The organism is Paenibacillus sp. FSL E2-0178 (genome assembly GCF_038593005.1).
Taxonomy (GTDB): domain Bacteria; phylum Bacillota; class Bacilli; order Paenibacillales; family Paenibacillaceae; genus Paenibacillus_AQ; species Paenibacillus_AQ phytohabitans.
The window spans coordinates 4,395,003-4,420,432 of sequence record NZ_CP151953.1 but is presented as its reverse complement, the minus strand read 5'-3'; the positions used below and the strand labels follow the sequence as shown (position 1 = coordinate 4,420,432).

15 protein-coding genes are annotated in these 25,430 nt (G+C 55.3%); 12 read left to right on the top strand and 3 right to left on the bottom strand.

From position 1 onward, the window contains the following. Positions 1–91: 91 nt before the first annotated feature. The 8 genes from MHI42_RS19090 to MHI42_RS19055 all read left to right on the top strand — a co-directional run bounded on the left by MHI42_RS19090 (position 92) and on the right by MHI42_RS19055 (position 12,846). Positions 92–1,000, top strand: a complete 909-nt coding sequence (locus tag MHI42_RS19090; RefSeq protein ID WP_342424766.1) for an ABC transporter permease subunit — start codon at positions 92–94, stop codon at positions 998–1,000. A 16-nt stretch (positions 1,001–1,016) separates the two neighbouring features. Beyond that, positions 1,017–1,910, top strand: coding sequence for a carbohydrate ABC transporter permease (locus MHI42_RS19085; RefSeq protein WP_342420371.1), 894 nt, complete (start codon positions 1,017–1,019; stop codon positions 1,908–1,910). Positions 1,911–1,964: 54 nt separating this feature from the next. Then, positions 1,965–3,518 carry an ABC transporter substrate-binding protein gene (locus MHI42_RS19080; RefSeq protein ID WP_342420370.1) on the top strand — a complete coding sequence of 518 codons (1,554 nt, stop codon included), beginning with the start codon at positions 1,965–1,967 and terminating at the stop codon, positions 3,516–3,518. A 134-nt stretch (positions 3,519–3,652) separates the two neighbouring features. Then, entirely contained in the window at positions 3,653–7,162 is a 3,510-nt protein-coding gene (locus MHI42_RS19075) for a carbohydrate-binding domain-containing protein (protein ID WP_342420369.1), read from the top strand. A gap of 221 nt (positions 7,163–7,383) precedes the next feature. Next, positions 7,384–7,683 (top strand): hypothetical protein, encoded by a 300-nt coding sequence (locus MHI42_RS19070; protein ID WP_342420368.1) that lies wholly within the window; start codon positions 7,384–7,386, stop codon positions 7,681–7,683. A gap of 602 nt (positions 7,684–8,285) precedes the next feature. Next, positions 8,286–10,007, top strand: a complete 1,722-nt coding sequence (locus tag MHI42_RS19065) for a glycoside hydrolase family 3 N-terminal domain-containing protein (protein WP_342420367.1) — start codon at positions 8,286–8,288, stop codon at positions 10,005–10,007. Continuing rightward, the gene (locus MHI42_RS19060) at positions 10,004–11,107 is read left to right on the top strand and encodes a glycoside hydrolase family 88 protein (protein ID WP_342420366.1); all 1,104 of its coding nucleotides are present in this window, start codon (positions 10,004–10,006) and stop codon (positions 11,105–11,107) included. The genes MHI42_RS19065 and MHI42_RS19060 overlap by 4 nt, the downstream gene beginning before the upstream one ends. 2 nt (positions 11,108–11,109) lie before the next feature. Continuing rightward, complete coding sequence (locus tag MHI42_RS19055) at positions 11,110–12,846, top strand: hypothetical protein (protein WP_342420365.1); 1,737 nt, start codon at positions 11,110–11,112, stop codon at positions 12,844–12,846. A gap of 140 nt (positions 12,847–12,986) precedes the next feature. On the opposite strand, the gene hflX is transcribed toward MHI42_RS19055, so the two are convergent. Beyond that, a complete protein-coding gene (hflX, locus tag MHI42_RS19050; protein ID WP_342420364.1) occupies positions 12,987–14,264 on the bottom strand; it encodes a GTPase HflX in 1,278 nt (425 codons plus the stop codon). 659 nt (positions 14,265–14,923) lie between these two features. Here hflX and MHI42_RS19045 point away from each other — a divergent pair. Beyond that, the gene (locus MHI42_RS19045; RefSeq protein ID WP_171720402.1) at positions 14,924–15,718 is read left to right on the top strand and encodes a hypothetical protein; all 795 of its coding nucleotides are present in this window, start codon (positions 14,924–14,926) and stop codon (positions 15,716–15,718) included. 6 nt (positions 15,719–15,724) lie between these two features. On the opposite strand, the gene MHI42_RS19040 is transcribed toward MHI42_RS19045, so the two are convergent. Together MHI42_RS19040 and MHI42_RS19035 are read right to left on the bottom strand one after the other, a co-directional pair. Continuing rightward, positions 15,725–18,763 (bottom strand): DEAD/DEAH box helicase, encoded by a 3,039-nt coding sequence (locus MHI42_RS19040; protein WP_342420363.1) that lies wholly within the window; start codon positions 18,761–18,763, stop codon positions 15,725–15,727. Further along, the gene (locus MHI42_RS19035) at positions 18,760–20,397 is read right to left on the bottom strand and encodes an SWIM zinc finger family protein (protein ID WP_342420362.1); all 1,638 of its coding nucleotides are present in this window, start codon (positions 20,395–20,397) and stop codon (positions 18,760–18,762) included. The genes MHI42_RS19040 and MHI42_RS19035 overlap by 4 nt, the downstream gene beginning before the upstream one ends. A gap of 231 nt (positions 20,398–20,628) precedes the next feature. Here MHI42_RS19035 and MHI42_RS19030 point away from each other — a divergent pair, with 231 nt between their 5' ends. From MHI42_RS19030 to kdgT, 3 genes are all read left to right on the top strand, one after another. Continuing rightward, positions 20,629–22,947 (top strand): helix-turn-helix domain-containing protein, encoded by a 2,319-nt coding sequence (locus MHI42_RS19030; RefSeq protein ID WP_171720399.1) that lies wholly within the window; start codon positions 20,629–20,631, stop codon positions 22,945–22,947. Positions 22,948–23,119: 172 nt separating this feature from the next. After that, positions 23,120–24,133, top strand: coding sequence for a tripartite tricarboxylate transporter substrate binding protein (locus MHI42_RS19025; RefSeq protein WP_342420361.1), 1,014 nt, complete (start codon positions 23,120–23,122; stop codon positions 24,131–24,133). Positions 24,134–24,316: 183 nt separating this feature from the next. Beyond that, a complete protein-coding gene (gene kdgT / locus MHI42_RS19020) occupies positions 24,317–25,321 on the top strand; it encodes a 2-keto-3-deoxygluconate transporter (RefSeq protein ID WP_042132857.1) in 1,005 nt (334 codons plus the stop codon). Positions 25,322–25,430: the final 109 nt, after the last annotated feature.

Below are 25,430 nucleotides of genomic sequence, written 5' to 3'. Positions count from 1 at the left end.
GGAGGCGGAATGAATGATTACTCAAGAGAAGAAAAGTGTATCCGGTGCAGAAGACAGCCTGCCGGTATACAGGAGCACGAAGCGTGGGGCCATGCTGAGACATCTGCTGAAGCACAAAGTTCTGCTGCTGATGCTGCTGCCGGGTGTGCTTTTTTTGCTGGTCAATAATTATCTGCCGATGTTCGGGATCATTATTGCCTTCAAGAATATTAACTATGTCGACGGCATTCTCGGCAGTCCGTGGGTGGGGCTGGATAACTTCAGATTCCTGTTCGCAACCTCGGATGCCTGGATCATTACCCGCAATACGGTGCTCTACAACTTTGTGTTTATTATTCTCAACCTGGCGATTGCCGTGTCCATCGCGATTGCCCTGAATGAGCTGAAGAATAAACTGGCCGCCAAATTTTATCAGAGCATCATGTTCTTCCCGTACTTCCTGTCGATGGTTGTGGTGAGTTATCTGGTATTCGCCTTTCTGAATGTTGAATACGGTTTCATTAATAAAGGGATCTTCGCCCTGTTTGGGCTGGATGAGCTGAACTGGTATTCCGAGCCGAAATATTGGCCGTTCATTCTGCCGCTGATCAACCTCTGGAAAGGGGTGGGCTATGGCTGTGTCATCTATCTGGCGGCCATCATCGGCATTGACAACGAATACTATGAAGCCGCCCTGATCGACGGTGCCAGCAAGTGGAAGCAGATCCTGCATATCACGATTCCGCTGATCCGTCCGGTCATTATCATCACAACGATTCTGGCCATCGGCGGGATTTTCCGCTCCGACTTCGGGCTGTTCTACCAGACCACGCTCAATTCCGGAGCACTGTACCCGACAACGCTGGTCATCGACACCTACGTCTATAACGCGCTGATCAATATGGGGAACCTGGGCATGTCCGCAGCAGCGGGATTGTATCAATCGGTGGTCGGCTTCTTCCTGGTCCTCGGCTCGAACTGGATCGTGCGCAAGGTCGACAAGGATCAGGCGGTATTCTAAAAAGGAGTGGAAATCCGTGGCTAATAACGAAATATCCAGATTTACCAACATCATTCTCCATGTTATTTTTATCATCCTGTCCATTACCTGCCTGCTGCCGATTGTACTCGTCTTCATGATTTCCATTACCGACTATGATTACATCGTGCTGAACGGCTATCAATTTATCCCGGAGAAGCTCAGCCTGGAAGCCTATGCGTATATCTTCAAGGATTACAGCGTTGTGTTAAAAGCGTACGGCGTGTCCTTCTTCGTCACCCTCACCGGAACGCTGGTCAGTGTGTTCATCTCTTCACTGTATGCTTATCCGATCTCACGGACCGATTTCAGATACCGCGGCTTTTTCGCCTTCCTGATCTTCTTCACCATGCTGTTCGGCGGCGGGCTGGTGCCCTGGTATATGGTCTATACGCAAGTGCTGGACCTCAAGAACTCCATCTGGGCGCTCATCGTGCCGATGCTGCTGTCACCGTTCAATGTGCTGATCATGAAAACGTATTTCCAGATGAGTGTGCCGCCTGCGCTGATCGAAGCCTCTACAATCGACGGGGCCGGGGAGCTGCGGACGTTCTTCCAGATTGTTTTTCCGCTGTCCCTGCCGGTATTCGCCACGATTGGGCTGTTCAATACGCTGCATTACTGGAACGACTGGTTCAACAGCATGATCTTCATCACCGATACAGACCTCTATTCCCTGCAATATCTGATGTACAAAATGATCTCCCAGGCGGATTACCTGAGCCGCAACGGGGCGCTCATTCAGGGCTCGGCCACCGAGCTGGCCAAATTACCGGGGGAAACGATCCGCATGGCGATGGCGCTGATTGGCATTGGACCGATCGTGCTCGCCTATCCGTTCTTCCAGCGGTATTTCATCAAAGGCTTGACGCTTGGCTCGATTAAAGGCTAACCTCGGAATCAACCGATTAGCATATATTGTTCAATCAAGGGGAGGAAACAAAGTATGGCAGGTAAAAAAGTCACGGGTCTACTGCTGTCGCTTGTACTTATGGTTGGGTTTACCCTAGCCGGATGCTCCGGAAATAACAACAATACCTCTGCTCCTACGGAGAAGGCAGGGGAGAGTACCGCGGCTCCGGCAGCCACTAAGGAAGCTACTGCAACTGAAGCTGCCGGGACGGAAGCGCCGGATGCTCTGGAACCGGTGGAGCTGTCGCTGTATCTGCCCGGCGGGCCGGATAAGGATGTGGCTTCTGTAGAGCAGGAGATCAATGCGTATCTGAAGGATAAAATAAATGCCACGATCAAGATTAACCAGCTGAGCTGGGATAAACCGGCCGATAAGGTCAACCTGATGATCCAGTCCGGCGAAGTGTTCGACATGGTCTATACCTGGAACTTCATGACCAATGCCGCCAAGGGAGCGTATCTGCCGCTGGAAGAGCTGATCGAGACCTATGCCAAGGAAACGAAGGCACAGATCAATCCTGCTTATCTGCAGGCGGCTACTGTTAACGGACATTTGTATGCGATTCCCACAGAGAAAGAGCTGGGCCAGTCTGTCGGGTTTGCTTTTGACAAAGCGATTGTCGATAAATACGGCTTCGATGTGAACAGCATCAAGAAGCTGGAGGATATTGAACCGATGCTGAAGACGATTAAGGAGAAAGAACCCGCCCTTTCCCCGCTGTTCATGAACCATACCGACAGTCTGAACTGGTTCACAGCTTATCCGGAAAGTGAGGACCTCGACGGCAGCAATGAAATCCCGACGCTGCTCGATTACAAGACGATGAAGGTATTTAACGAATATGATACGCCGGAAATTGTGGAACGGCTGAAGCTGATCCGCAGCTGGTATGAAGCGGGCTATATTAACAAGAATGGTGCCACAGACAAGACCGAGCTGAAGGATGCGGTCAAAAGCGGCAAGGCCTGGTTCGTCTACGGCAATATGAATCCGACCTCCACCAATGACTGGACCCGGCTCGCCGAGAAGCCGATGATTATCAAGACGCTGCTGCCGGTTGGCGTCAGCACCAAGAGTCTGCAGGGCTCCATGCTCGCCATCTCCAGAACCTCCAAAAACCCTGAACGGGCCATGATGTTCATGAACCTGATCCATACCGATCCGGTGCTCTACAACCTGCTGACCTTCGGCATTGAGGGCAAGCATTACAAGAAGCTGGAGAACAGCACGGTGGAGTTCATCCCGGACAGCGGCTACAACTCTGTGTCTTCCTGGATGATCGGCAATGTGCTGCTGAACTACCTGAACAAGGACGAAGATCCGAACCGCGTACAGCTGTACACCGACTGGAACAAGAACTCTGCCGTTTCGCCGGTCATCGGCTTTGTCTTCGATTCGACCAAGGTGCAGTCGCAGATCGGCGCACTGATCAATATTACGAAGCAATATAAGAACACCCTGTACTCCGGGGAAAAGGACCCTGAGCCGGTCCTGAAGGAAATGAACAGCAAGCTGAAGGCCGCAGGCCTGGATGCTGTGATTACAGAAATTCAAACGCAACTGGATGCTTTCCTGGCCGCCAAATAAGCAGCTGAGGCCATAGCACGCCCGGTATTCATAGCAGGCAGTCCCAGCGGCCGCTTGCCGGATACCGGGTATTCTCAATCGCTGAACCAGCATTTGGGGAGCCCTTATCTTATTCTCAAGAAGAGGGTGTTAATGTGCGAAAACAGAAGATAACAGGCAAGTTGCTCATTACTGTTCTGGTGCTGATGTCCGTTCTGGTGCCTGGCGGGCGAATTCTGTCCGCCGGACCGCCAGCGGGACTGACTGCTGTGCAAGAAATGATGAAGTCACCTGCGGTGCTGCCGCTAACTACCGCTGATTCTTCCTATGGCAGGACGGTCACAGAGGATACCTATGAGCCGTCTACGCTGCTCTGGCAGGTAGGGGAGCAGGATAACAGCTCGGCAGAATTTACGGTATTTCAAGATGTGTACAGTGAGAATATTACCCTCCCCGCAAATCCCATGAGCTGGAATACCCTCTCCAAGGGCATGAAAGCAGACCACAACGGTACCATGAATCTCACCTTTAATTTAACCGGAGTCCCTCTCTACGGCGTGGAGTTCAGCTTCAAAGTTATAGATGCAAGCACCGCTATTCCGCAGCTGGCCGTATTCGCAAACGGCAGCTTCAGCGGGCTTATTCAGATTACCGGCCTGAATGATGGAGAGACCCCGCTTACGCGCACATGGAAGCAGACCTATAAGCTCTACATTCCCAAAGAACAGCTGAAGATAGGACAGAATGAGCTTAAGCTCACCGTTGACCGGGGTTTATACGCAGATCCGCAGTCTCCCGGTTATGACGGGGACAGGTATCTGTGGTTTGAGTGGGATTATTTCAGGCTGGATGCGCTGGAGGAGCAGGCCGCCGAGCCCATACACGGGCGGTATATTCATCTGGGAAGCACAATTGCCGCATCCACCTTCAGGTATGACGAGAATGCAATCCGTCATCTGGCGCCAATGACCAAGTGGCTGGGCATTGCTTACAGCGGCAACTGGATGCGCACCTCCTTCTGGTCCGATACCAGCGCAGGCTGGGACCCGCTGGGGCGGACTTATCTGGAGACGCTGCGCGACCTTAATCTGGAGCCGATGGCCAATATCATCGGCGGCAACTGGAAGAGCAATACCGAGCTGGCCGCCGGAACCATCAGCTCAGCGCTGCGGAGCTACTATGCCGGGTTCGTCAGCAAATTCGGTGATCTGTACCAGTATGCGGAAACGGGCAATGAGCCGGGATTATTCGGCTGGGCACAGAAGGCGGTGCTTGCGCTTCATGAGCTGATGGATGAGGAAAGGCAGACCAATAGCCAGCCGTACCTGAAGATTGTTGCCCCCGGCTGGGCATACTGGCCGTATAACGGAACGCCTGACGGCTGGGAGCGGGATGCCAGCCAGCGGGAGGCGATTGAAGCGCTGTCGGATGTGACCAACGGCCACAGCTATGGCGGTACCGGGGTTCAGCCATTGCCGGGCGGAAGCCTGTATGAAAATTTGCGTGTCTATAGCGAAGCGGATGAAGGCTTCGGCAAAGAAATGGCGATGAGTGAGACCGGCAGCAATGACAATCATTCCGACAATACGAAATATGGCACGTATGCATATAGGTTTGCCTCAGCTTTTGACCGGGAGCTGCGGGGGGATATCGGCTATGTAGATCATATTATGCAGCACGCCGCCTTCTTCAATGACGGGACGGAGTTTGGGCTGTTCGATTCGGCGATTAACTGGAATACGCACCGCTATGAGGATACAGCTGCGGTGCCGGCCAATATCAACGAATCCGGGGAGACCCGGCTGAAGACGTTCCGCAGACTGGCCGCCGCTTATGCGACCCATGGAAGCCCGCTCAGCTACGAAGTTCTCAATGCGGCTGCATTAACCGGGCTCAAGGCTTATTTCCGCGCGGTCGATACCTCGGCGCTGGGCGCCACAGCCATAGGTGCTTCGTCCGACAAAATTCTGCTCAACTTCGTCAACTTTGAGAAATCGCCGGTAACGATGCAGGTACGGGTTGCGATGCCGTCCAGCGGAACGTATACCGGGGAACGCTTCGGTGCAGGAGATACCTATGCTGCGGCCTACTCCCGGGTTCAGCTGACAGCAACACCGTATATTACCCTTACGGTTTCGCTGGGTGCCGGAGAGACCGTCCAGTATATTCTGGATGAGCAGGAGAGTATGCTGCCATCCGCTCCGGCCAGTCCGGCAGCACTGGCCGTAAGCCATGAGCACATCAGGCTGACCTGGAATGCCTCCACAGATAATGATGCGGTCGTCAGCTACAACGTGTACCGTGACAACGGGACGGCTCCGGTAATTAATGTTCCTGGACGCCTTACCTTCTGGAGTGACTATACCGTAGCGCCCCAGACTACCTACAGCTACAAGGTGCAGGCTGTGGATGACTCCGGCAATGTATCACCTTTGACTGCAGCCGTATCCGCAACCACACCGGTCATGCCGGTTACGCCGCATGTGACGGGAGATTCGGCTAAATTCGAGGCGGAGGCCACCTCGTTTGCCCTACCGCTGAAGGTGAGTAATAACAGCAGCGCTTCGGGAGGGAAGGTGGTCGAGCAGACACATGGTGGGGGACTCGCCATTCAGGGCTTCAATTCCGCGAACGGCGGCAGCTACACCTTAACTATTGCATACGCTTCCAATCAGGAATCGAAGAAAAATATCCTCGTTAACGGAGTGAAACAGTCCACGGTTACGCTGCCCTCTACGGGAAGCTGGACTGCCAATATAACCGCGCGGCAGTATGGGATCACGCTCCAGGCGGGCTATAACACAATCAGCTTCACCTCGGCGGGCAACGGGGCGAATATCGATTATTTCAGGCTGGAAGAGGGGCTGTATGTTCCGGTCTCCGCGTGGTACCCGGTTGCGCATAATCATGCTTACATCGACTATACCGGGTTCGAGACCGCGCCGAATGGAGTCTCCCATGTGACCTATGGACCGGATGCTTTGGCAGGGTTTAGCTTTAACGGCACCGGCGTCCGCTGGAGATCGGATATCAAAAGCGATTTGGGCAGTGCTGACGTCTATATCGACGGCGAATATATGGAGACGATAGTGATTCCGCAGGCCGGACTTGAGGGGGATCATAAAATCGTCTACGAGCTGACGGGCCTGGAGTACGGGCTGCACCGGATTGAAATTGCAGACACCGAGGGGAAAGTCATGATCAGCGGACTGGAGTTCCAGAGCTATGAATCGGTATTGCCGGCTCCGGGGCCGGATCTGACGGTGACGGATATCGGCTGGAATATCGTGAACAGCGATGGCAGCCCTTCGGCGCACAGCACTCCGCAGCTGGGGGATTCGCTGATATTCTGGGCCAAAGTGAAGAACATCGGCGTCCGCCCTACACCGCTGAACACATCAACCGGACTCGGACAGATTACCGGCGGCGCCTTTTCGGTAAATGGCGGGGTAGTATCCTGGACGGACACGAACACCAGCGTGATCCAGCCGGGTGAAGAGATCACATTAACAGCAAACAGCAGCGCCCAGGGAACGCCCCGCTGGACAGTGCCGACCATTGGCAGCTTCACCATCAGCTTCTTTGTGAATGATATCTGGCGGTATGCCGAGATGAACAAGGAGAATAACAAATTAAGTGAGACCCTGCTCATCAGTCTGCCCTGACGGCGGAATACACAGGCTTGGGCTCACGAATGAAGACTTATGCTCCCCGCGTGCTTTGAAGTGTGAAGCCGCGGGGAGTTTCTATTTCTGGGGAATGATGGTATCCGTATCCGTCTGTAGAGGATAGGTTTCTTTGGAATTGGAGCAGATTCGTCTGAAGGACGAATGTGTCCTGTGTAAGGGGTCTCTCTGAATCCGCCTGAAGTGGGCGGCAGGAGGCAATGGGGAGCAAAAGTGCTCCTGAATCCGCCCAAAGTGGGCGGCATGAGAAAACCAAAGGGATAAATCATTCTGGTTCCGCCGAAAGTAGGCGACATGAGGAAATTAAAGGGATAAGTCCCTCTGAATCCGCCAAAAGTGGGCGACATGGGGAAATTAAAGGGAAAAATCCCTTTGAATCCGCCGAAAGTGGGCTGGACGAGGAAATTAAAGGGATAAATCCCTCTGAATCCGCCGAAAGTGAGCGGCATGGGGAAATTAAAGGGAAAAATCCCTCTGAATCCGCCAAAAGTGGGCAGTAGGAGTAAATGAGGGGCACTAGTGCCCCTGAATCCGCCAAAAGTGGGCAGTAGGAGTAAATGAGGGGCACTAGTGCCCCTGAATCCGCCAAAAGTGGGTAGTAGGAGTAAATGAGGGGCACTCGTGCCCCTGGATACGCTAAAAGTGGGCAGCAGGAGTAAATGAGGAGCATTAGTGCCCCTGAATACGCTAAAAGTAGGCGGTAGGAGAAAATGAGGAGCATTAGTGCCCCTGAATATGCTGAAAGTAGGCAGCGGGACGGAATGAGGAGCATTTCTGCCAAGATTACACCGGGGGCTCCCAGGAAGTAGTCTGAATGAAGCTATGTGAGGTGGACTTATAAGCTGCACAAGCCGCACAAGCCCTATAAGCTGCATAAGTTCCAGCATGATTCACCGTTAGGGTGATTTTGTTTTTGTATATTTGTTTTTGTATAAGAATTTATTTAAGGGTCCCGGCCGAAAGTCGGCGTAATCACCGAAGCTAAGACCCTGCTTTGTGGGGGGATTATAGAATTTTGAACTTATATTATAGTTGGCTTTATTTAGAGCGGTCCGGCTTTTCGTTACACTTGGAATAGAAATTACCGGGAGGAATCGGGACTATGCAGAGGCCGCTAAGCAAGGAAGAGCAGGACTGGGTAGAGCGCACGCTGGAGGCTATGAGCTTGCGGGAGCTCATCGGGCAGACGATGCAGGATCATGCTGGCAGACTGCCGTTCAAGGGGGACGATGAGGCCGCGCTTCGCGGGTATCTGGCACAATATCCGGTGGGCAGCTTCTTTATTGGCGGAGAGGTCATTCAGAAGGCTAAGGGTAAAGCCGAGGATTACCGGGATTGGACCGTGATGCTGCAGAGAATCAGCAAGTTCCCGCTGCTGTTCTCCGGTGATCTGGAATTCGGGGCCGGCTCTGCAGTCAAAAGCCTCACAGCCTTCCCGCCCCTTCTTGCTCTTGCCGCAGCCGACGATGAAGCACTGGCTTATGAATACGGTAAATATACAGCGATGGAAGGCCGGGCAGCCGGATTCACCTGGGCGCTGGCACCGGGGGTTGATCTTCTGCTGAACTGGATGAATCCTGTCATTACTACCCGCTGTCTCGGGGATGATGCCGGGCGGGCGGCACGCCTGTCTACGGCCGTCATGCGCGGGATGCAGGATTATGGCATCGCGGCTTGCGCTAAGCATTTTCCCGGAGACGGGGTGGATTACAGGGATCAGCATATCATTACTACGATTAACAGCTTTTCTGAAGAGGAATGGTTCTCCACTTATGGGCATGTGGCTCAGAGAATCATCGATCAGGGCGTGATGTCCTATATGACCGGCCATATTGCCCTTCCCTGGATCGAAGACGGGGATGCTGCCGTGAAGCCGGTGCCTGCAACCGTATCGGAGCGCATCACTACGGAGCTGCTGCGGGAACGAATGGGCTTCGATGGGGTGGTGCTGTCGGATGCGCTGGATATGGGCGGGTTCCTGGCCTGGGGAGATTATGAGAAGCGCATAATCGATTGTTTCAATTGCGGCACGGATGTGCTGCTCTGGCCGGGTGTGAGATACTTCGCGGTGATGGAGCAGGCGGTGGCGGACGGGCGGGTAAGCCGGGAACGGCTGAAGGCCAGCGTCCGGCGGATTCTGGAGATGAAGGCCCGGCTTGGAATGCAGTTTACCGGCGCTGCGGGAGAAGACGGGCTGGCATTACCGCTGCTGGAGGATAAGCTGCCGCCCGAGCTGAACCGGCAGGTTAGACAATTAAGCCGGGCGCTTGCCGGGCGCTGTATTACGCTGGTCCGCAACCGGACCGGCCAGCTGCCCCTGAATCCGCAGACGGTCCGCCGGGTGCTGGTGATCATGCTGAACAAGGTGACGGAGGGGCGCAGATACGAGCGGATGAATCTTTTCGTTGAACAGCTTAAGGCAAGAGGGCTGCAGGTTGATATCCTCGATGAATTCGAACCGCTGACTACACTACGGCAATGGGAGTTGTCCGGGGTGGCCTGGGACGCTGCTTTTGCCCCTTTTTTCCTGCCGCTGCACGGCATGATGAATACGGCCCGTCCGGTGGGCGAAGCGGCCAAGGCCATCTGGGCTATGCAGCATGCGGAGACAATCAAGCCGGTCGGCATTTCGTTTGCGTCGCCGTATCTGCTGCAGGATATTCCATTCCTCGATACGCTGGTGAATGCTTATTCGCTGCATGAGGATACGGTAGAGCTTACGGTCAAAGCGCTGTTTGGCGAAATTCCGTTTCAGGGCAACTCTCCGGTCAAAGCAGATTTCGAGGGGGATTATCACGGTTCAAGGAGGCTTCGGACGTTTTGAGTACAAAACAGGAGTTAGAAGAGAAGCTGGATCTTATCTTCGAATATATGATTTCCGTCCGGCATCAGGGCAATTGGGGGATGGATATTCATCACTGGGACTGGGTGCCCGGCGTTGGTGTAATCTCTTTGATGGAATACGGAACTGCCACCGGCGCAGACAAGGTAATTGATTATCTGCTGCTCTGGGTGAACCGGAATAAGCGTAAGGCAGAGGGGGTTCGGGTCATCAACTCCCTGGCTCCATATGCGCTGTTTCCTGGACTGTACCGGCTGACCGGGGACACCTGGTTTCTGAGCAAGGCTCAGGAAATTGCTGCCTGGATGCTGGAGACTGCGCCGCGAACCCGGGAAGGAGCGCTGGAGCATACCGTGACGGAGGCTGTAGACTTCCCGGAGCAGGTGTGGGCGGATACGGTGTATATGGCCGTGCTGTTCCTGGCACGGCTTGCCGGGCTGACCGGCGACCGCGGGCTTGCAGAGGCCGCCCTGCAGCAGACCCTGCTGCATCTGCGCCTGCTGCAGGACCCGGCAACGGGGCTGCTGTTCCACGGCTGGAACTGCCGGGACGGCAGCCATATGTCGGCTGCCCGCTGGGCCCGGGCCAACGCATGGATTACGCTGGCCGTTCCCGGGATTGTGGCAGAGACCAGTCGCGTAGTTGCCGTTCCGGAAGAGCTCAGCAGCCGCTACCGTACGCTCGCTTCCGCCCTGCGGCAGGTTCAGGGAGAGAATGGACTTTGGCATACTGTGCTCGACAGGCCGGATTATTACCAGGAGACGTCAGCCAGCGCCGGTATCGCCTGCGGTTTCCTCAAGGCGGTTAAGGGCGGCCTGCTGGATGACTCTTTTCTGGAGAATGCCGGGAAGGCGCTTGAAGGAATCCTGCCGCTTATCCGTGAAGACGGTGAGGTGCAGGGAGTCTCGGGAGGCACCCCGGTAATGCCTTCAATAGAAGCTTACAACGCCATTGAGAGGTATCCGGCGCTGTACGGTCAGGGACTGGTGATGCAGCTGTTGACAGAGGCGCTGAATCACCCGCACCTGCAACACCCGCAGCAGACGGTTCCGCTGAACTCTGAAGGTAAGGGAGGAAGATGACCGTGAAGGAAACCGCAGAGCCTGTAAATAAAGAGATGAACCATCTGCAGCTGCTGATTCAAAGAATGGCCGGACTGGAGTCCCGTTATGATCCGGGCATCTGCATGCTGCGTTCCCCGTTCAGCAGCCCGGGTTATCATACGACCCTGAAGCAGGCGGAGTTCATCCATTCCACCAGAGATTCACTCTCCTATGCACTCGGACTGCTTGATACGGAGCTGGCCCGTTATGAACAGCGGGCATTCGATATCATCCGGCAGGTGATCTCCCTGCAGGATACCGACCGGAGCCATGCTACCTTCGGGATCTGGTCCTGGTTCTATGAGGAGCCGCTGCACCAGATGGCGCCTCCGGACTGGAACTGGGCTGATTTCTGCGGCAGCCGGCTGGTTCAGGCGATCGCGCGCCACGGCTACCGCTTACCGGACGGCCTGCGAGAAGACATGATTCATTCCATTGATTATGCCTGCGAGGCGATTATCAGGCGGAATGTGGGTCCGGACTATACCAATATTGCGATTATCGGAGCTTTTGTTACGAGAATTGCCGGCGAGCAATTAGGACGCGAGGATTATGCGGCATACGGTCTGGAGCGGCTTCGGAAGCTGTATGCCCACACCATGGAGCATGGGGCTTTTCAGGAATACAACAGTCCGGTCTATACCTACATTGCCATTCTGGAGCTGTCGAAGCTTCAGTCCGAGACCACGGACAGCACGGTCAAAGCACTGACCGGAGAACTGCTTGATCTGACCTGGAAGACCGTCGCGGGCTATTATCACCCGGCCACGGCCCAGTGGTCCGGGCCGCATTCCCGCAGTTACGGGGCGCTGCTGAATGAGCAGAGCAAGGCTTTTCTGCAAATGGCGACGGGAGGAGCGGTGAAGTTCTTCCCCTGGAAGGAGCTGCCCTACGAGGAAGAATGGTATAGGAGCGGCATCCACTGCCCACCTGCTTATCTGGCTGACTTCATGATTCCTGAGACGAAGGAAGTAAGACAGCTCTTGGAAGGGGAGAGGGAGGGGGAAGGGCAAATGGACGGCGGCAAATGGGCGGTCACCTATATGACCCCGCAGTTTAGTATCGGTTCCTTCACACATAGTGATCTGTGGAATCAAAGACGGCCGCTGGTGGTCTATGCGGACAATCATGGCCAGCCGGCCTATATCCGGCTCCGCTGCCTGCATGACGGCTATGACTACTGCTCAGCACGCTTCAAATCGCTGCAGGAAGCAGGACATTTGCTGTTCGGTGTAGATTTCATTACGGACGGCGGCGATACTCATCCGAATCTCGACCGGAACGGCGGCATCATTGAGGTCGCAGATCTGCGGCTGCGGCTGGAGATTGGCGGATGCCTGGATGGGATTATCGCCGGGCCTACGGAAGAAGGGGCGGGCATCATCATTGGGGGGACTTCGTTTAACCTGACGACCTGGTTCGCGGCGTTCAGCGGGCATGCAGGTGCGGTGCGCAGCTGGGCGTGGGAAATTCATAACGCGGAAGACAGCATAAATATCGATATGATTCTATATACAGGCCCGAGCAGAAGCATTGATTTCACCTCTTTACAGCAGGCGGCGCTGGTATTCTCACTGGAGGTGCAGCCGGAGGAGGAAGATGAGGTATATGCTGAACCGGTCCTGGAGATGACGGATGACGGCAGGGGGCTGCGGGTGAACAGCAGCGGAAGGGATGGAGGGTTCTTGCTTGAATTAAACCCCGGTCCGGCAAAATAAGGCGGACAGATCGGCTGTCCGCGGGTCTTTAAGGAGTTTACTGCCGGAAGCCTTCACTGCTTCCGGTGCTTCCATATACAACAACAGGAGCAGGTCCCGGTACTCTTACCGGGACCTGCTCCTGTTACATAGAGAAGATTCTATTGCGAAAGCTCTACAAAATCACCTCTGAACCGCTCATAATCGGCGGCCCGGCACTCCAGCTTAAGACGTGTGCCCTGCTCTTCATAGCTGACGGACTGCACATCGGCATGCTCATTGAAGTAAGAAACAATGCTGCCCCGGTCGAATGGGACCAGAATCTCACACTGAATATAATCGGTAAAGATCCGGCTGCGGATCAGCGCCGTAAGCTCGGTAATTCCGCGGTTCTTCAGCGCAGAGAGCGTTACAGAATTCTCCTGGACCTGCGGATAAGGCTGGTCCGTCAGATCGGCTTTGTTGTAGGCATACAGGGTGGGAATGCCGTCAGCGCCCAGCGCCTTCAGGGTCTCATCCGTTACAGCCATATGCTGCTCATGCTGCGGATCGGAAATGTCGACCACATGGATCAGCAGATCCGCTTCCGTGACCTCTTCCAGTGTCGAGCGGAAGGCCTTGACCAGATGATGGGGCAGCTGGCTGACGAACCCGACGGTATCTGTGAGCAGGAAGGTTTTGTGATCGGGCAGATCGATACTGCGCACCGATGTTTCGAGAGTGGCGAACAGCATATCCTTGGCGAAGACCCCTTTGCGCGAGCCGGGATGATAGGTCTCCACCAGCGTATTCATTAAGCTCGACTTGCCGGTGTTGGTGTAGCCCACGAGACAAACGACAGGCACCTCATTCTTGTGGCGCTGCTTACGCTGAATCTGGCGCCTTGAGACCTGTGCTTGCAGCTCTGTCTGGAGGACGGAGATACGCTCCTCGATTCTTCTGCGGTCCAGCTCCAGCTTCGTCTCCCCGGCCCCTCTGTTCTTCAGGCCGGTTCCGCCTCCGCCGCCTTGTCTGCCCAGAGATTCGCGCAAGCCCGTCAGGCGGGGAAGCATATACTGGAGCTGTGCCACTTCCACCTGCAGCTGGGCTTCCTTGGTTTTGGCCCGCTGCGCGAAGATGTTCAGAATCAGAATCGTCCGGTCAATGACCTCATGGTCAAGCGTTGATTCCAGATTACGGATCTGGGACGGCGACAGCTCATCATTAAAGATAACGATGGGCGCATCATGCTGCTCCATCAGCAGCGCCAGCTCCTGGATTTTGCCGGTTCCGATATAATGCGAGGGGTTCACCCGGCTGGACTTCTGGCTGAGCTCAGCCACGACCTCAATATCGCAGGCGGCTGCCAGATTGCGCAGCTCCTCCATGGCGTAATCGAAGTTATTGTCATTCTGCAGCTGTACACCGACGATGACTGCTTTTTGTTGTACGGATTCCATATATAGTTCAACCTCCATTGTTAAATTTGGACATAAAAAAGCACAGGCAGTCTGCCTGTGCTAAAAGGATTGTGAGGATCAACAGAATAGGGTCCTGTAGAGCCGTTACACCAATAACAGTTCTACAGCTATGGCACTCCCGTAGATAATATGAAGCCAAGAACCGACAGCGTCAGGGAGGAATAGTTCTCTATTCCAGCCAGGCATGGGCTGCGGTTCAGTATATTCTCTATGGGGATGCAATTCCTAAAGGCATGCGCGGGCCGGGCGGAGCAACCTCGGTTCTCCGTTCAGATACAAGGGATATTATAGACTTCACGCTATAAATTATCCTGTTGTCCCGCGTATAAGTTCAAGCTATGGGCTGCCTCTAAAAATGGATAGACCTATCCTGAGTCCTCTGCACAAGGCAGAGCTTTCGCGCTATGAAGCTGTAATTAGCCGCGTAAGTTACGAATCCGGATATAGTCTATCACACTGAGCCCTCCGTTCTAAAAAAGTTAAGTTGATTTTAGCACAGCGGATATAAAATGGCAACTCCGCCCAGTTACGGAAGCGTCTGAGGGCTGTGGAGTGTCCCCCGCTGTCAATAAACCAGAAACTTCCAATCTGTTCGGCATATGATATATGAAATAGCTTTAATAGGAGGGTGATGAGCTGTGCCTGTATTGACAACCAACATGTTAACAAAGAACCCTACCTTGGGAGCAGGGCCTATCAGTCAAGCTGTCGTAAAGGTAGTGAACAATGGAACCTCCAGAGGAGTGGTCTATTTAACCGGGCTGAATAATGATGTAAGTCCGGCGACGCTGTTCGCCCAGGAGCTGTTCGAGTTGAATTACAGGGAAGTCGTAACCAAAACCTATAATGTGACACAGACGTTTTTCCAATTCAATGTAGTGTACTCTCAGGAGCAGGTCCGTGTCCGTGTGTTCCTGATTGACAGCAGCGGGGTGTGGATTCCCGTTCCTATGCTGCCAATTGCCGTAAGCCGGATCACTTCGGAATTCCGTGACAATATCACCGTTACTGATAGCGATTTCGCAGCCATCAGCTTCCGGAGAAGTGCCGCAGTGACCATTCCTGAAGCGGTGACTGCCGAGATCAAAGCGGATGGACTGGAGATTCTGGCCTCTACCCCCATCCGCTATAAAGTGATCGCCGGCGGAAGCGTAAACGGAGCCTTTGTGAACTATCCTACGCCGACTACAGCTATTCCTGTAACTGAAACGGCGCTGCAAGTGAACTATACATGTACTGCAGTCACTGGCGGAAGGGTCATCACTCAAGGAATCGGCTCCGGCATATCCGGTGCGTACCAGAATGTTGCCGTGAATCTGGTAAATCAGCAGCTGCTCTACGATATGCAGCAGGAGCCAATCACGCTGGTGGTCAGCTCCCTGGCCGGGGAGGACAATCTGGCTGCAACCTTTAGAATGTCAGAGCAGTGGTGAACTCCGTTAACCGACCCATTCCCTCCGCAGCGTGAACAGATCCTTCAGCGCGTCCGTAGACAGCTCGGTGATCCAGCCCTCGGAGCCGGAGATCACATCGTCGCTGAGCTGCTGCTTGCTCTCCAGCATCTCGTCAATCTTCTCCTCCAGCGTGCCGAGCGAGATGAACTTATGCACCTGCACGTCCCGGGTCTGGCCCATGCGGTAGGCACGGTCAGTGGCCTGGTTCTCCACCGCCGGATTCCACCAGCGGTCGAAGTGGAAGACATGATTGGCGGCGGTCAGATTGAGGCCGACACCGCCCGCTTTGAGCGAGAGGATAAATACATTCGGCTGATCGGACGGCTGGTACCCGGAGGCGGCATCGGCTGCGGCTTCACCGGCAGGCAGTGCAGGGGTCTGGAACCGCTCAATCATGCGGTCACGGGTGCTCTTCGGGGTGCTGCCGTTCAGATACAGCACCGGTTCCTGCAGCTCCTGCTGGAGCACAGCCTGCAGCATCTTGCCCATGCCGACGTACTGGGTGAAGATCAGGCAGCGCTCATTCTCTTCGCGCAGCTCGCGGACCATCGCCAGCAGCCGTTCCAGCTTCGCAGACCGTTCAATCAAGGCGCTGGTGTCCAGAACGCCTCCGGCCTCCGGCTCGGGCAGCGCCTCTTTGGTCAGCAGCATTGGATGGTCGCACAGCTGCTTAAGGCTGGTCAAGGCGGCCAGAATGGCACCCTTGCGTTCAATGCCCTCCAGCTTCTGCATCCGTTCGAGCAGGCTGTTTACGTTCTGGTCGTAGAGCGCCGCTTGCTCTGCTGTCAGATTAATGTAGGTTTTCATTTCATTCTTATCCGGAAGATCGAGCTGAATGGCCGGGTCCTTCTTCTTGCGGCGCAGCATGAACGGCTTGACCAGCCGCTGCAAGTCTGCGGTTTTTTCGGCATTCCGTTCTTTCTCAATGGCGTTAGCGAACCGGTCCTGGAATCCTTTCGGAGTGCCGAGATAACCCGGTGTGATGAAATCATAGATCGACCACAGCTCGGACAGCCTGTTCTCAATCGGTGTCCCCGTCAGAGCGATCCGGTGCAGGGCAGGGAAGCTGCGCACTGCGGCTGATTGCTTCGTTCCGGCGTTCTTGATATTCTGCGCTTCATCAAGGCATACGGCCGCCCAGGTGAACTGCTTCAGCAGCTCCTGGTCCAGCGCAGCGGTAGCGTAGGAAGTGAGGACCACATCGGCCTGCGAAGCAGCACCGTAGAAATATCCGGCATCCAGCCGTCTGCTTCCATAATGAAGCATCACGTTCAGGGAAGGGGCGAAACGCTGCAGCTCCTTCTGCCAGTTGCCGAGCACGGAGGTCGGGCAGATGATCAGCGAGGGCCAGCCGGCCGGCTCTGTCTGCCGCCGGGCTACCGGTGCGCCGGAAGCTTCCGCTTCCGCCTCCTGCTCCTTCAAGTGGAGCAGGTAGGAGATCAGCTGCACCGTCTTGCCGAGCCCCATGTCATCGGCCAGGCAAGCGCCGAGGCCGAAGCGGCGCAGGAATACCAGCCAGGCATAGCCTTCATGCTGGTAGCTGCGAAGCTCGGCATGGAGGCCGGCCGGAACCTCCGGCTTCGGCCACTGGCTGCGCTGTCCGAGCTGGCCGATGATTCCGACCAGATGCTCGTTCAGCTCGACCTCCAGCCGGACGCGGGCTGCTTCCTCCTCGGCGCGCTGCGCTTCGGCCTCCTCCGCGCCTGCGTCTGCACCGCTATTCAGCAGGTGCAGCTGCAGTACATCCTGGAAGGACAAGCCCTGCGACTTGTCCATCCCGGCCATGGCCCGCTGAATCTGCGCTAGCAGCGCAGGGTCCAGCGGAATCCACTTGCCGCGGAACTGGACGAGGCGTTCCCCGCGCGCGACGAGGTCGGCGAACTCCGCCTCGGAGAGATCGGCGTCGCCTATGGAGATGCGCCAGTCGAAGTCGACGAGCGCATCGAGGCTGAACAGCGACTGCCCGCGGCCCTCGGCGGTGCCGGAGCTGATCTTCGCGCGCAGGCGCGGCTTCCTGCGGCTGGCGGCTTCCCACCACGCCGGCAGCAGCACCTGCCAGCCGGCCTCCAGCAGGAGCCGGCTGTCGGCCGTGAGGAACCGCCACGCGATAGCATCGCTAAGCGGTTCAGCCAGCACATCGGCGCCGCGCCCGATGTGCTCCGGAAGGCTGTCACGCAGCCGTGACAGCCACCCGGCCGCGCGCTCGTGGACATGCTCTGTCCACGATGCGGGCCACAAGCCATGCGGCTCGCCGTCCCCGGTGAGCCGCAGCGGCACAAGCGCGGACTCGTCGCGCTTGTCCTGCAGGAGCAGCTGGAGCCGCCAGTGCGGCAGCTCTTCGTCCGGTTCAAGCAGCTGCAGCACCGGCCGGAACGGCGCGGTGTCTGCCTTCCAGCCGATGGACATCAGCCAGCTGTCTTCGTCCATCCCGGCCGCACTGCTCCGGCTAGCGCTGAACAGCAGCGGGAACTCACTGCGCAGGTCACCGGCTTCCGCATCGGTGCCGTAATAGCGCTGGAAGACCGCCGCAGAGAAGGCGGCCCGCAGACCTTCGGCGAACCCGCTGCGTCCCTCAAGACTATGCAGCGCCGCCGCATCGTCCCAGTTGCCTTCGGCGGCTTCCGCCAGCGCCTTCTCCTCCCAGGCCCAGCTGAGCTGGCCTTCCCGGAAGGCGGAGAAGCTGGGCGCATACTGCTTGTTATCCAGCATTTCTGCCAGCAGCGGGGCCAGCCGCTTCAAGAGCTGGGCATCGCCCTGCCAGCTCCAGCCGACATGCCGGAGCAGCCGCAGGCTGGCGAAGAACGGAATCACCTGCTCGGCAGGAAGCACCACGAGCTCGACCTCATCCGCCTTCGAAGTAGTAAGCTCCGTTCCATAGAAGGATTCTTCATGCCAGGCGAACAGCATCTGCTTCAACTGGACGCCGGGTACATAGTCATCCCGGTCATCTACACCGTAGATCAGCGCGTCGCCATACTGGCTTAAGGCGAGCTGGACCGTAATATTGCGCATCATTGTGTTCATGGAATCAGTTTTCCTTTCCGCAGTTCCTCCTGAAGAGCGCGCAGCCGGCTGTGCCGGTCCGTGAAGGCTTCGAGGAATTCCTCCCAGCGTGCTTCGCGTTTCAGCTTCTTGTACAGCTTGGACAGACGTTTCAGCAGCTTTACTGCTGCTTTGTAGCTGTGCCGGTTTTTGTCCAGCACGAATCGTTCTACAGCCTGATGATAGAACGGCAGGAGCAGCTCCGGTGCATTCTTCTCCACCGGCTGCAGGTCGCTGACCCGGAAGTCGGCAGGCTGACGCCCGGCCGATAACTGCATATCCATCCATTCCTGCCATTTGCCGTAGGTCAGCAGCTGCTCTTCATAGATCTCGCGCGACAGCGGCAGCATACCGGCCAGTGTATCCCACATCCGGGGCTCGGCTTCGGGCAGATGACGGACCGCTTCATCCCAGTACCCGGCGTACTCCTGCAGATTGTACAGCCGGCTGCTGAGCAGCGGGCCAATCTCCGCCAGCCATGCCGTGAGGCGTGTCCACTGCCGGGCTTCGGCCAGCGGGGGCAGGAAGCTTATCAGTTCTTGCGGGTGCAGTCCGGGCCGCTCGGCTGCTGCGCGCAGCTGTTCCATAGCGGCAGCATCATCATGCAGAGAATAATACATCCGGCTCTCAGCCAGCAGCAGGGCATGGCGTGAGGCTGCAGCCTCCAGAGGTTGTCCGGCCGTCCGCAGGTGCTCCAGCTCTTCGGCATACAGCTCCGGCCCGCTTAGGTTCGGCGTAATCCAATTGGTCCACAGCAGGGTATAGCAGTAAGAGAAGTAGGGCTGATCCCGTGAACGGTCACGGACTTCCGTCAGCATCTCACCCCGCAGATAGGCGATTGTATCGTATACTCTGGGCCACTCTTCAGGGGACTCCGCCAGCGGCAGGCCTTTCTTCATCATGTCCGTGATATGCTTTTGCAGCTCGGAAATCGCAATCGAAGTATAGTAGCCGACAGAATAACCAAGTGAGGAGAGGTTCGCCGCCAGCGGCTGTCCTCCAGGCTTAACTAAGCTTTCCAGCACACAGAGATGGGTATGAAGCTTGAACAGCTGGCCGGCAGCGGGAGACAGCTTGGGGCGGACCCCGGAAATGGCGGCCAGCGCCCGGTCGGCATACTGCGGATTTCGCACGGTATGGGCCAGGGGCTCTATGAGGAGTGCCATATATTCACGCCACTGCTGCACAGTGGCCTCTGGAATAAGCGCCTCCAGCTTCTTCAGCTGTTCCCCGCGCCGTCCCGGAACTCCTTGAGCAGGGGCAGAAGGGATCTTGGGAATGTCCACAAGTGCCTTGGCATTGGCGATCGAATGTACAGGTTTGCCCTGAAGCTCCGCGTAGTACATCAGCACAGCGGCCATATGCTTGCACGGGCCGGATACCGGACAGTCGCAGCGGCTCTCCAGCAGATGCTCCAGCTGGGCGGTAACCATATAATCTTCCCGGCCTTCAACGATGGACATGATTTTCCTGTCCGTCCTCATCTGGAAGGCATGCACGCGTTTTTGTTTATAATATTGAAACCCCCGTTTAAGGGTCAGATCATCAAAAATCCGGGCCACATCCGAGATAAGGTTGTCCCATCCGGCATCATCCATGGCATAATTTGGCTGCATCGCAATCGTTCTCCTGTAGCAGATTGGTGTTGAAACAGTACTGCCCCTGCAAACAGGGCGGCAGCGCCGTTTCGGATTGAATCATTCCTTTCATTATATCATTTCTGTGTATTTTATCCGTAAATGCTTAAAATCTTAAAGGGTATGACATGCTCCATATTGAAGTATAGGTGAACATGCTACTCTAAGGTCTGGACCAAGAGAGAACGCTGGAAGGATGAAGCTAAGGCAATGCTGCGATTTAAATTGAAATATCTGCTGAACAACAAACAAAACCGGCTGATTCTGATGCTGACGGCAGGAGTCTCGCTTCTGATCACTTTGATCGGGTTATTCTCCTATAGAGAGTACCGCAACGCACTGGATACCGAGCTTAATACACCGAATGTCGAATTGCTGCAGATTAACGTAGATGTGACGAACCGGGCCTTCCGCGAATCCGATAACAAAGCGGTCGATTTATCTTTTCACCCGGCTGTACTGAAATATATAGAAGCCGCTACCGGGGACAATGCCGGCATTGCCGCAGAGCCGCAGGAATATCTCAAGACGCTGGCGACAGAGCCGGATGTGCATGCCATCAGCGTGATCAAGTTCAAGGATCATTCCGTCCTCTCGAGCGGCTACGGCTACGTATCCTCCTGGGAGCATGCGCCGGAGCATGCCTGGGAGTCCTGGATCGGGGAGATTAAGGAGAAGCCGCTTCTGATCAAAAGAAGGCTGTACACCGGCACCGACTCACGTCTCAGTGAAACAGAGCTGCTGTCTTTGGCCCGGCCGGTTGTAGAGAATGGGGAAGTGACCGGCGCGGTGCTGATCGATCTCGATTACGATATGCTTTTCTCCAAAATGTATACCCATCTCTCGAACTATCAGCTGGTGTACAACCTGGAAGGGGAGCTGATCTATCCCAAGCTGAACCTTCCGTTCCCGCTGGCGGACATGCAGAATGTACTGAAGGATATTGATGTCAGCCCGTTTGCCCATGTCCGGATCGGCGGCCAGGCCTATATGGCCAACCAGACCTTCTCGAATGTGACCGGCTGGCGGCTGATTTCATTGGTACCGATGGAGCAACTGCTGAAAAATGTGAAGATCGCGCGCAATATGATGCTGATGCTGTCCCTGATCTCGATCGCCGTAGGTCTATCCGCTATTTATTATTATAATTTTGCGGCCTTCCGGCCGCTCAAGCGGATTAACAAGCTGCTGCTTCCCGAACAGAAGGCGGCCGGGCAAGGCGGTCTGTATGATCTGGAGCCGGTTATCGGCAAGCTGGTCGGTGACTTCCAGAGCAAATCGCTGGTTGCGGACTGGAGCCTGCCGGAGCTGCGTTCCAAGTTCGTGCAGGACCTGATTACGCGAAGTATCGGCACCCAGGAGACGCAGACGAAATTTGAACATTATTTTACCGGCTGGACGCAAGGTCCGTTCGAGACGCTCGCCTTGTCCATAGACCGGCATACCCAATGGGCGGCGGGGTTCATAGAAGAAGATCAGCTGCTGCTCAAGTACGCAATGATTAACATTGTACACGAGTACTTCGAAGCTTCATGGCGGACTGTTATCGCGGCACCGCAGAAGGACAGTCTGGTCATCCTGCTGCAGGCGAAGAGCCGCGAAGAGAAGCCGTTATATACAGATGCGCGTAAGCTGGCCGACCTTATTCTTGAAGTGCTTAATATATCGGTATCCATTGGTATCGGCGAGCAGGCCGGGGCGATTGCCCAGGTGCCGCGTTCCTATTCAGAGGCGCAGCTGGCTCTATCCTACCGGTTATATGAAGGTTATGCCCATGTCCGTGTGTATTCACATGCGGAGAACAAATATGAAGAGAGCAGCGGGGCGGCTGATGAAGCCTGGAAGCAGGAAATGCTGAGTGCCCTGAAGTCTTCGGATGCCCAGGCTGCGCAGGAGTGGATCCGCAGATGGTCGGCTGAGACCCGCAAGAAAGGAATTCAGCCGCAAAAAGTATTCCGCACCGTCGATGACCTGCTGGAGGAAATTCTGCATATAACGGCGGCCGGGGGATACCCGCTGCCTGCCGAGCTGGCTGACTACACCTGGCATCAGGTGTCGACGATGGAGCTTCATGAGATTGAGGACATGCTATGCAGCATTGCTGTTCATATGGCCGGTGCGTTCGGAGCACACCGGCAATCGAAGGAGTTCCTGCTTGTACAGAATCTCATCAAGTATATGGAAGAGAATCTGCAGTTTAATATCGGACTTCAGGATATCGCCTCCCATGTGAATATGGGGGTGTCCTCGGTGAGTACGATCTTCAAGGAAGAGACCGGAACAACCGTGTATGACTATCTGACCAACCTCAGAATTGATAAAGCCTGTGAATTGCTGCAGGACAGCACCCTGCGGATCGCCGATATTGCGCTGCAGGTCGGTTACCAGAATGAGAACAGCTTCATCCGTGTATTCCGCAAGATTAAATCAACGACTCCGGGCAAGTTCCGGGAGAACAGCAAATCTTCCAAAGAGTATGCAGATCGGCCAAAACCGCGCCATTCCGGCGTTTCTGAGGATTCAGAATAAGATTATACGATTGAAGGAACACCCCCGAATGCGATAAAGTTCTATTTGAGAAAACTTTCACAGCTTCCCGGAAGGGCGGCTGATGCTCAGAGAATTCGGGGGGTGAAGCAGCGGGCGCAGGGCCAGCGTAAGATCCAGCAGGCTGCCCGATTACTGTTAATAGAGAAGAGGGATGGTTTTGAAGCGGACAACCAAAATAGGAATCTGGGCAGCATCAGTACTCGCAGTTCTGCTAATCCTTAGAACCTTCATTCAACTGACGGGCGATGCGGAGCAGAAGAATGCCAGCACCGATTTTCCCGGGCGGCCGATTACACTGATCGTGCCCTATGCGGCAGGCGGAGGAACAGATACCACGGCAAGAGCACTCGCCAAAGCGACAGAGAAGGTGCTGGGCCAGCCGATTATTGTGGTCAACCGGACGGGCGGCGGAGGTTCAGTAGGACTGATGGAAGGCGCGGGCGCCAAGGGCGATGGCTATACCGTCACTTTTTTGCCGGCCGAGCTGACGATTCTTCCCCATCTGGGACTATTGCCGATTACCTATGAGAAGTTCAAACCCATCGCACAGACGAATTTTGATCCTTCCGCCATTACCGTAAGACAGGACGCGCCATGGCAAGACGTTAATGAATTTCTCGACTTTGCGAAAGCGCATCCAGAGGAACTCAAAATGGGAAACGCAGGAACGGGGAGCATTTGGCATTTGGCCGCCGTAACCTTGGAACGGGAGACAGGTGTGAAGTTTGCACATATTCCTTTTGAAGGTGCAGGGCCAGCCGTTTCCGCTTTGATGGACGGATTCGTGGACGCGGTGCCGGTCAGTCCCGCCGAGGTGAAGAAGTATGTAGATGAAGGCAAGCTGCGGACACTGGCGGTTAACGCCGATAAACGCTCAGAGGCGCTGCCGGATGTGCCGACTCTGGAAGAGCAGACCGGAATACATGTGAACTTCACCAGTACATGGAGAGGACTTGCTGTGCCGAAGGAAACGCCGGATGCCATTGCGGAAGTGTTGGCCGGGGCATTTATCAAAGGGACCGAGGACAGGGCTTTCCGCGAATATATGAAGTCGAACGGACTTGGACTGCTGGTGAAGGACGGCAAAGCCTTCTCGAAACAGCTTAAGGAAAGCGATGATTTATTCGCCAAAATGATCCCGGAGCTCGGACTAAGCCGCAGGTAACCTGTACGAAATGTGAAAGCGCCATCAGGCAAAGTGATCTCAGGAAACCCGCTTGCTGACTAGCAGGATTGCAGTGAACGGGGAATTTGCTGGGGCTGGTTTGCTGCGCCTTCATAAGGAAAAATAAGCATGATATTCAATATTATATAAACTCATTATGAGTAAGAGAGGTATGGTAATCATATGAAAATCAAAAAGACATTAGATCGGATTCCCGGCGGAATGATGCTGGTTCCACTGTTCCTGGGAGCGATCATTCACACCGCTTTTCCTGATGCAGGCGAATATTTCGGAGGCTTCACCAAAGGCCTGATGACAGGAACCGTGCCGATTCTGGCCGTATGGTTCTTCTGTATGGGCGCAGCGATTGATGTAAGAGCAACCGGAACGGTACTCCGCAAATCGGGTACGCTTGTATTAACCAAGATTGCTGTAGCGTGGGTTGTAGCTATGATCGCGATCCAGTTCCTGCCTGAGGGCGGTGTGCAAACCGGCTTCTTCGCCGGATTATCAGTCCTCGCCATCATCTCCGCCATGGATATGACCAACGGCGGCCTGTACGCTTCCATCATGCAGCAGTATGGTACCAAAGAAGAATCCGGAGCATTCGTGCTGATGTCACTTGAATCCGGCCCGCTCGTAACGATGCTTATTCTGGGCAGCACCGGTGTTGCCGTATTCGAACCGCATCTCTTCATCGGCGCTGTGCTTCCATTCCTGATCGGCTTCATCCTGGGTAACCTGGATCATGACCTGCGTGCTTATTTCGGCAAAGCCACACAGACCCTTATTCCGTTCTTCGGTTTCGCACTGGGCAGCTCGATTGACCTCGGCGTTATCGTTGACACTGGCCTGCTCGGCATTCTGCTTGGTGTAGTGGTTATCATTATTACAGGTGTTCCGCTGATCCTGGCCGACAAATTCATCGGCCGCGGTAACGGCACCGCCGGACTTGCTGCCTCCAGTACTGCCGGAGCTGCTGTCGCCAACCCTATGCTGGTGGCGAACATGAAGCCGGAGTTCCTGCCCGCAGCCCAGACAGCCACGGCGCTGGTAGCCGCCTCGGTTATCGTAACGTCCATTCTGGTTCCAATCATAACCGCCTACTACTCCGACTATATGAAGAAAAAGAACCCGCCGGCAGCAGAGGGTCCTATAGATGCTAAGATTCAGGAAGCAGTGGTATAATAACATCGGATAACAACGATAATTAGATATATTGGAGTTTCTGCATGCGTAAGCCGCAGCAATCACATTGACAAGACCCTCCGAAAACCGCCGCTATGGCTGTTTCCGG

Bases quoted from the DNA above. Each gene is read 5' to 3' on its own strand.
- MHI42_RS19090 (WP_342424766.1), top strand. From the start codon at position 92: ATGCTGAGACATCTGCTGAAGCACAAAGTTCTGCTGCTGATGCTGCTG.
- MHI42_RS19080 (WP_342420370.1), top strand. From the start codon at position 1,965: ATGGCAGGTAAAAAAGTCACGGGTCTACTGCTGTCGCTTGTACTTATG.
- MHI42_RS19070 (WP_342420368.1), top strand. From the start codon at position 7,384: ATGGGGAGCAAAAGTGCTCCTGAATCCGCCCAAAGTGGGCGGCATGAG.
- MHI42_RS19065 (WP_342420367.1), top strand. From the start codon at position 8,286: ATGCAGAGGCCGCTAAGCAAGGAAGAGCAGGACTGGGTAGAGCGCACG.
- hflX (WP_342420364.1), bottom strand. From the start codon at position 14,264: ATGGAATCCGTACAACAAAAAGCAGTCATCGTCGGTGTACAGCTGCAG.
- MHI42_RS19040 (WP_342420363.1), bottom strand. From the start codon at position 18,763: ATGAACACAATGATGCGCAATATTACGGTCCAGCTCGCCTTAAGCCAG.
- MHI42_RS19035 (WP_342420362.1), bottom strand. From the start codon at position 20,397: ATGCAGCCAAATTATGCCATGGATGATGCCGGATGGGACAACCTTATC.
- MHI42_RS19030 (WP_171720399.1), top strand. From the start codon at position 20,629: ATGCTGCGATTTAAATTGAAATATCTGCTGAACAACAAACAAAACCGG.
- MHI42_RS19025 (WP_342420361.1), top strand. From the start codon at position 23,120: ATGGTTTTGAAGCGGACAACCAAAATAGGAATCTGGGCAGCATCAGTA.
- kdgT (WP_042132857.1), top strand. From the start codon at position 24,317: ATGAAAATCAAAAAGACATTAGATCGGATTCCCGGCGGAATGATGCTG.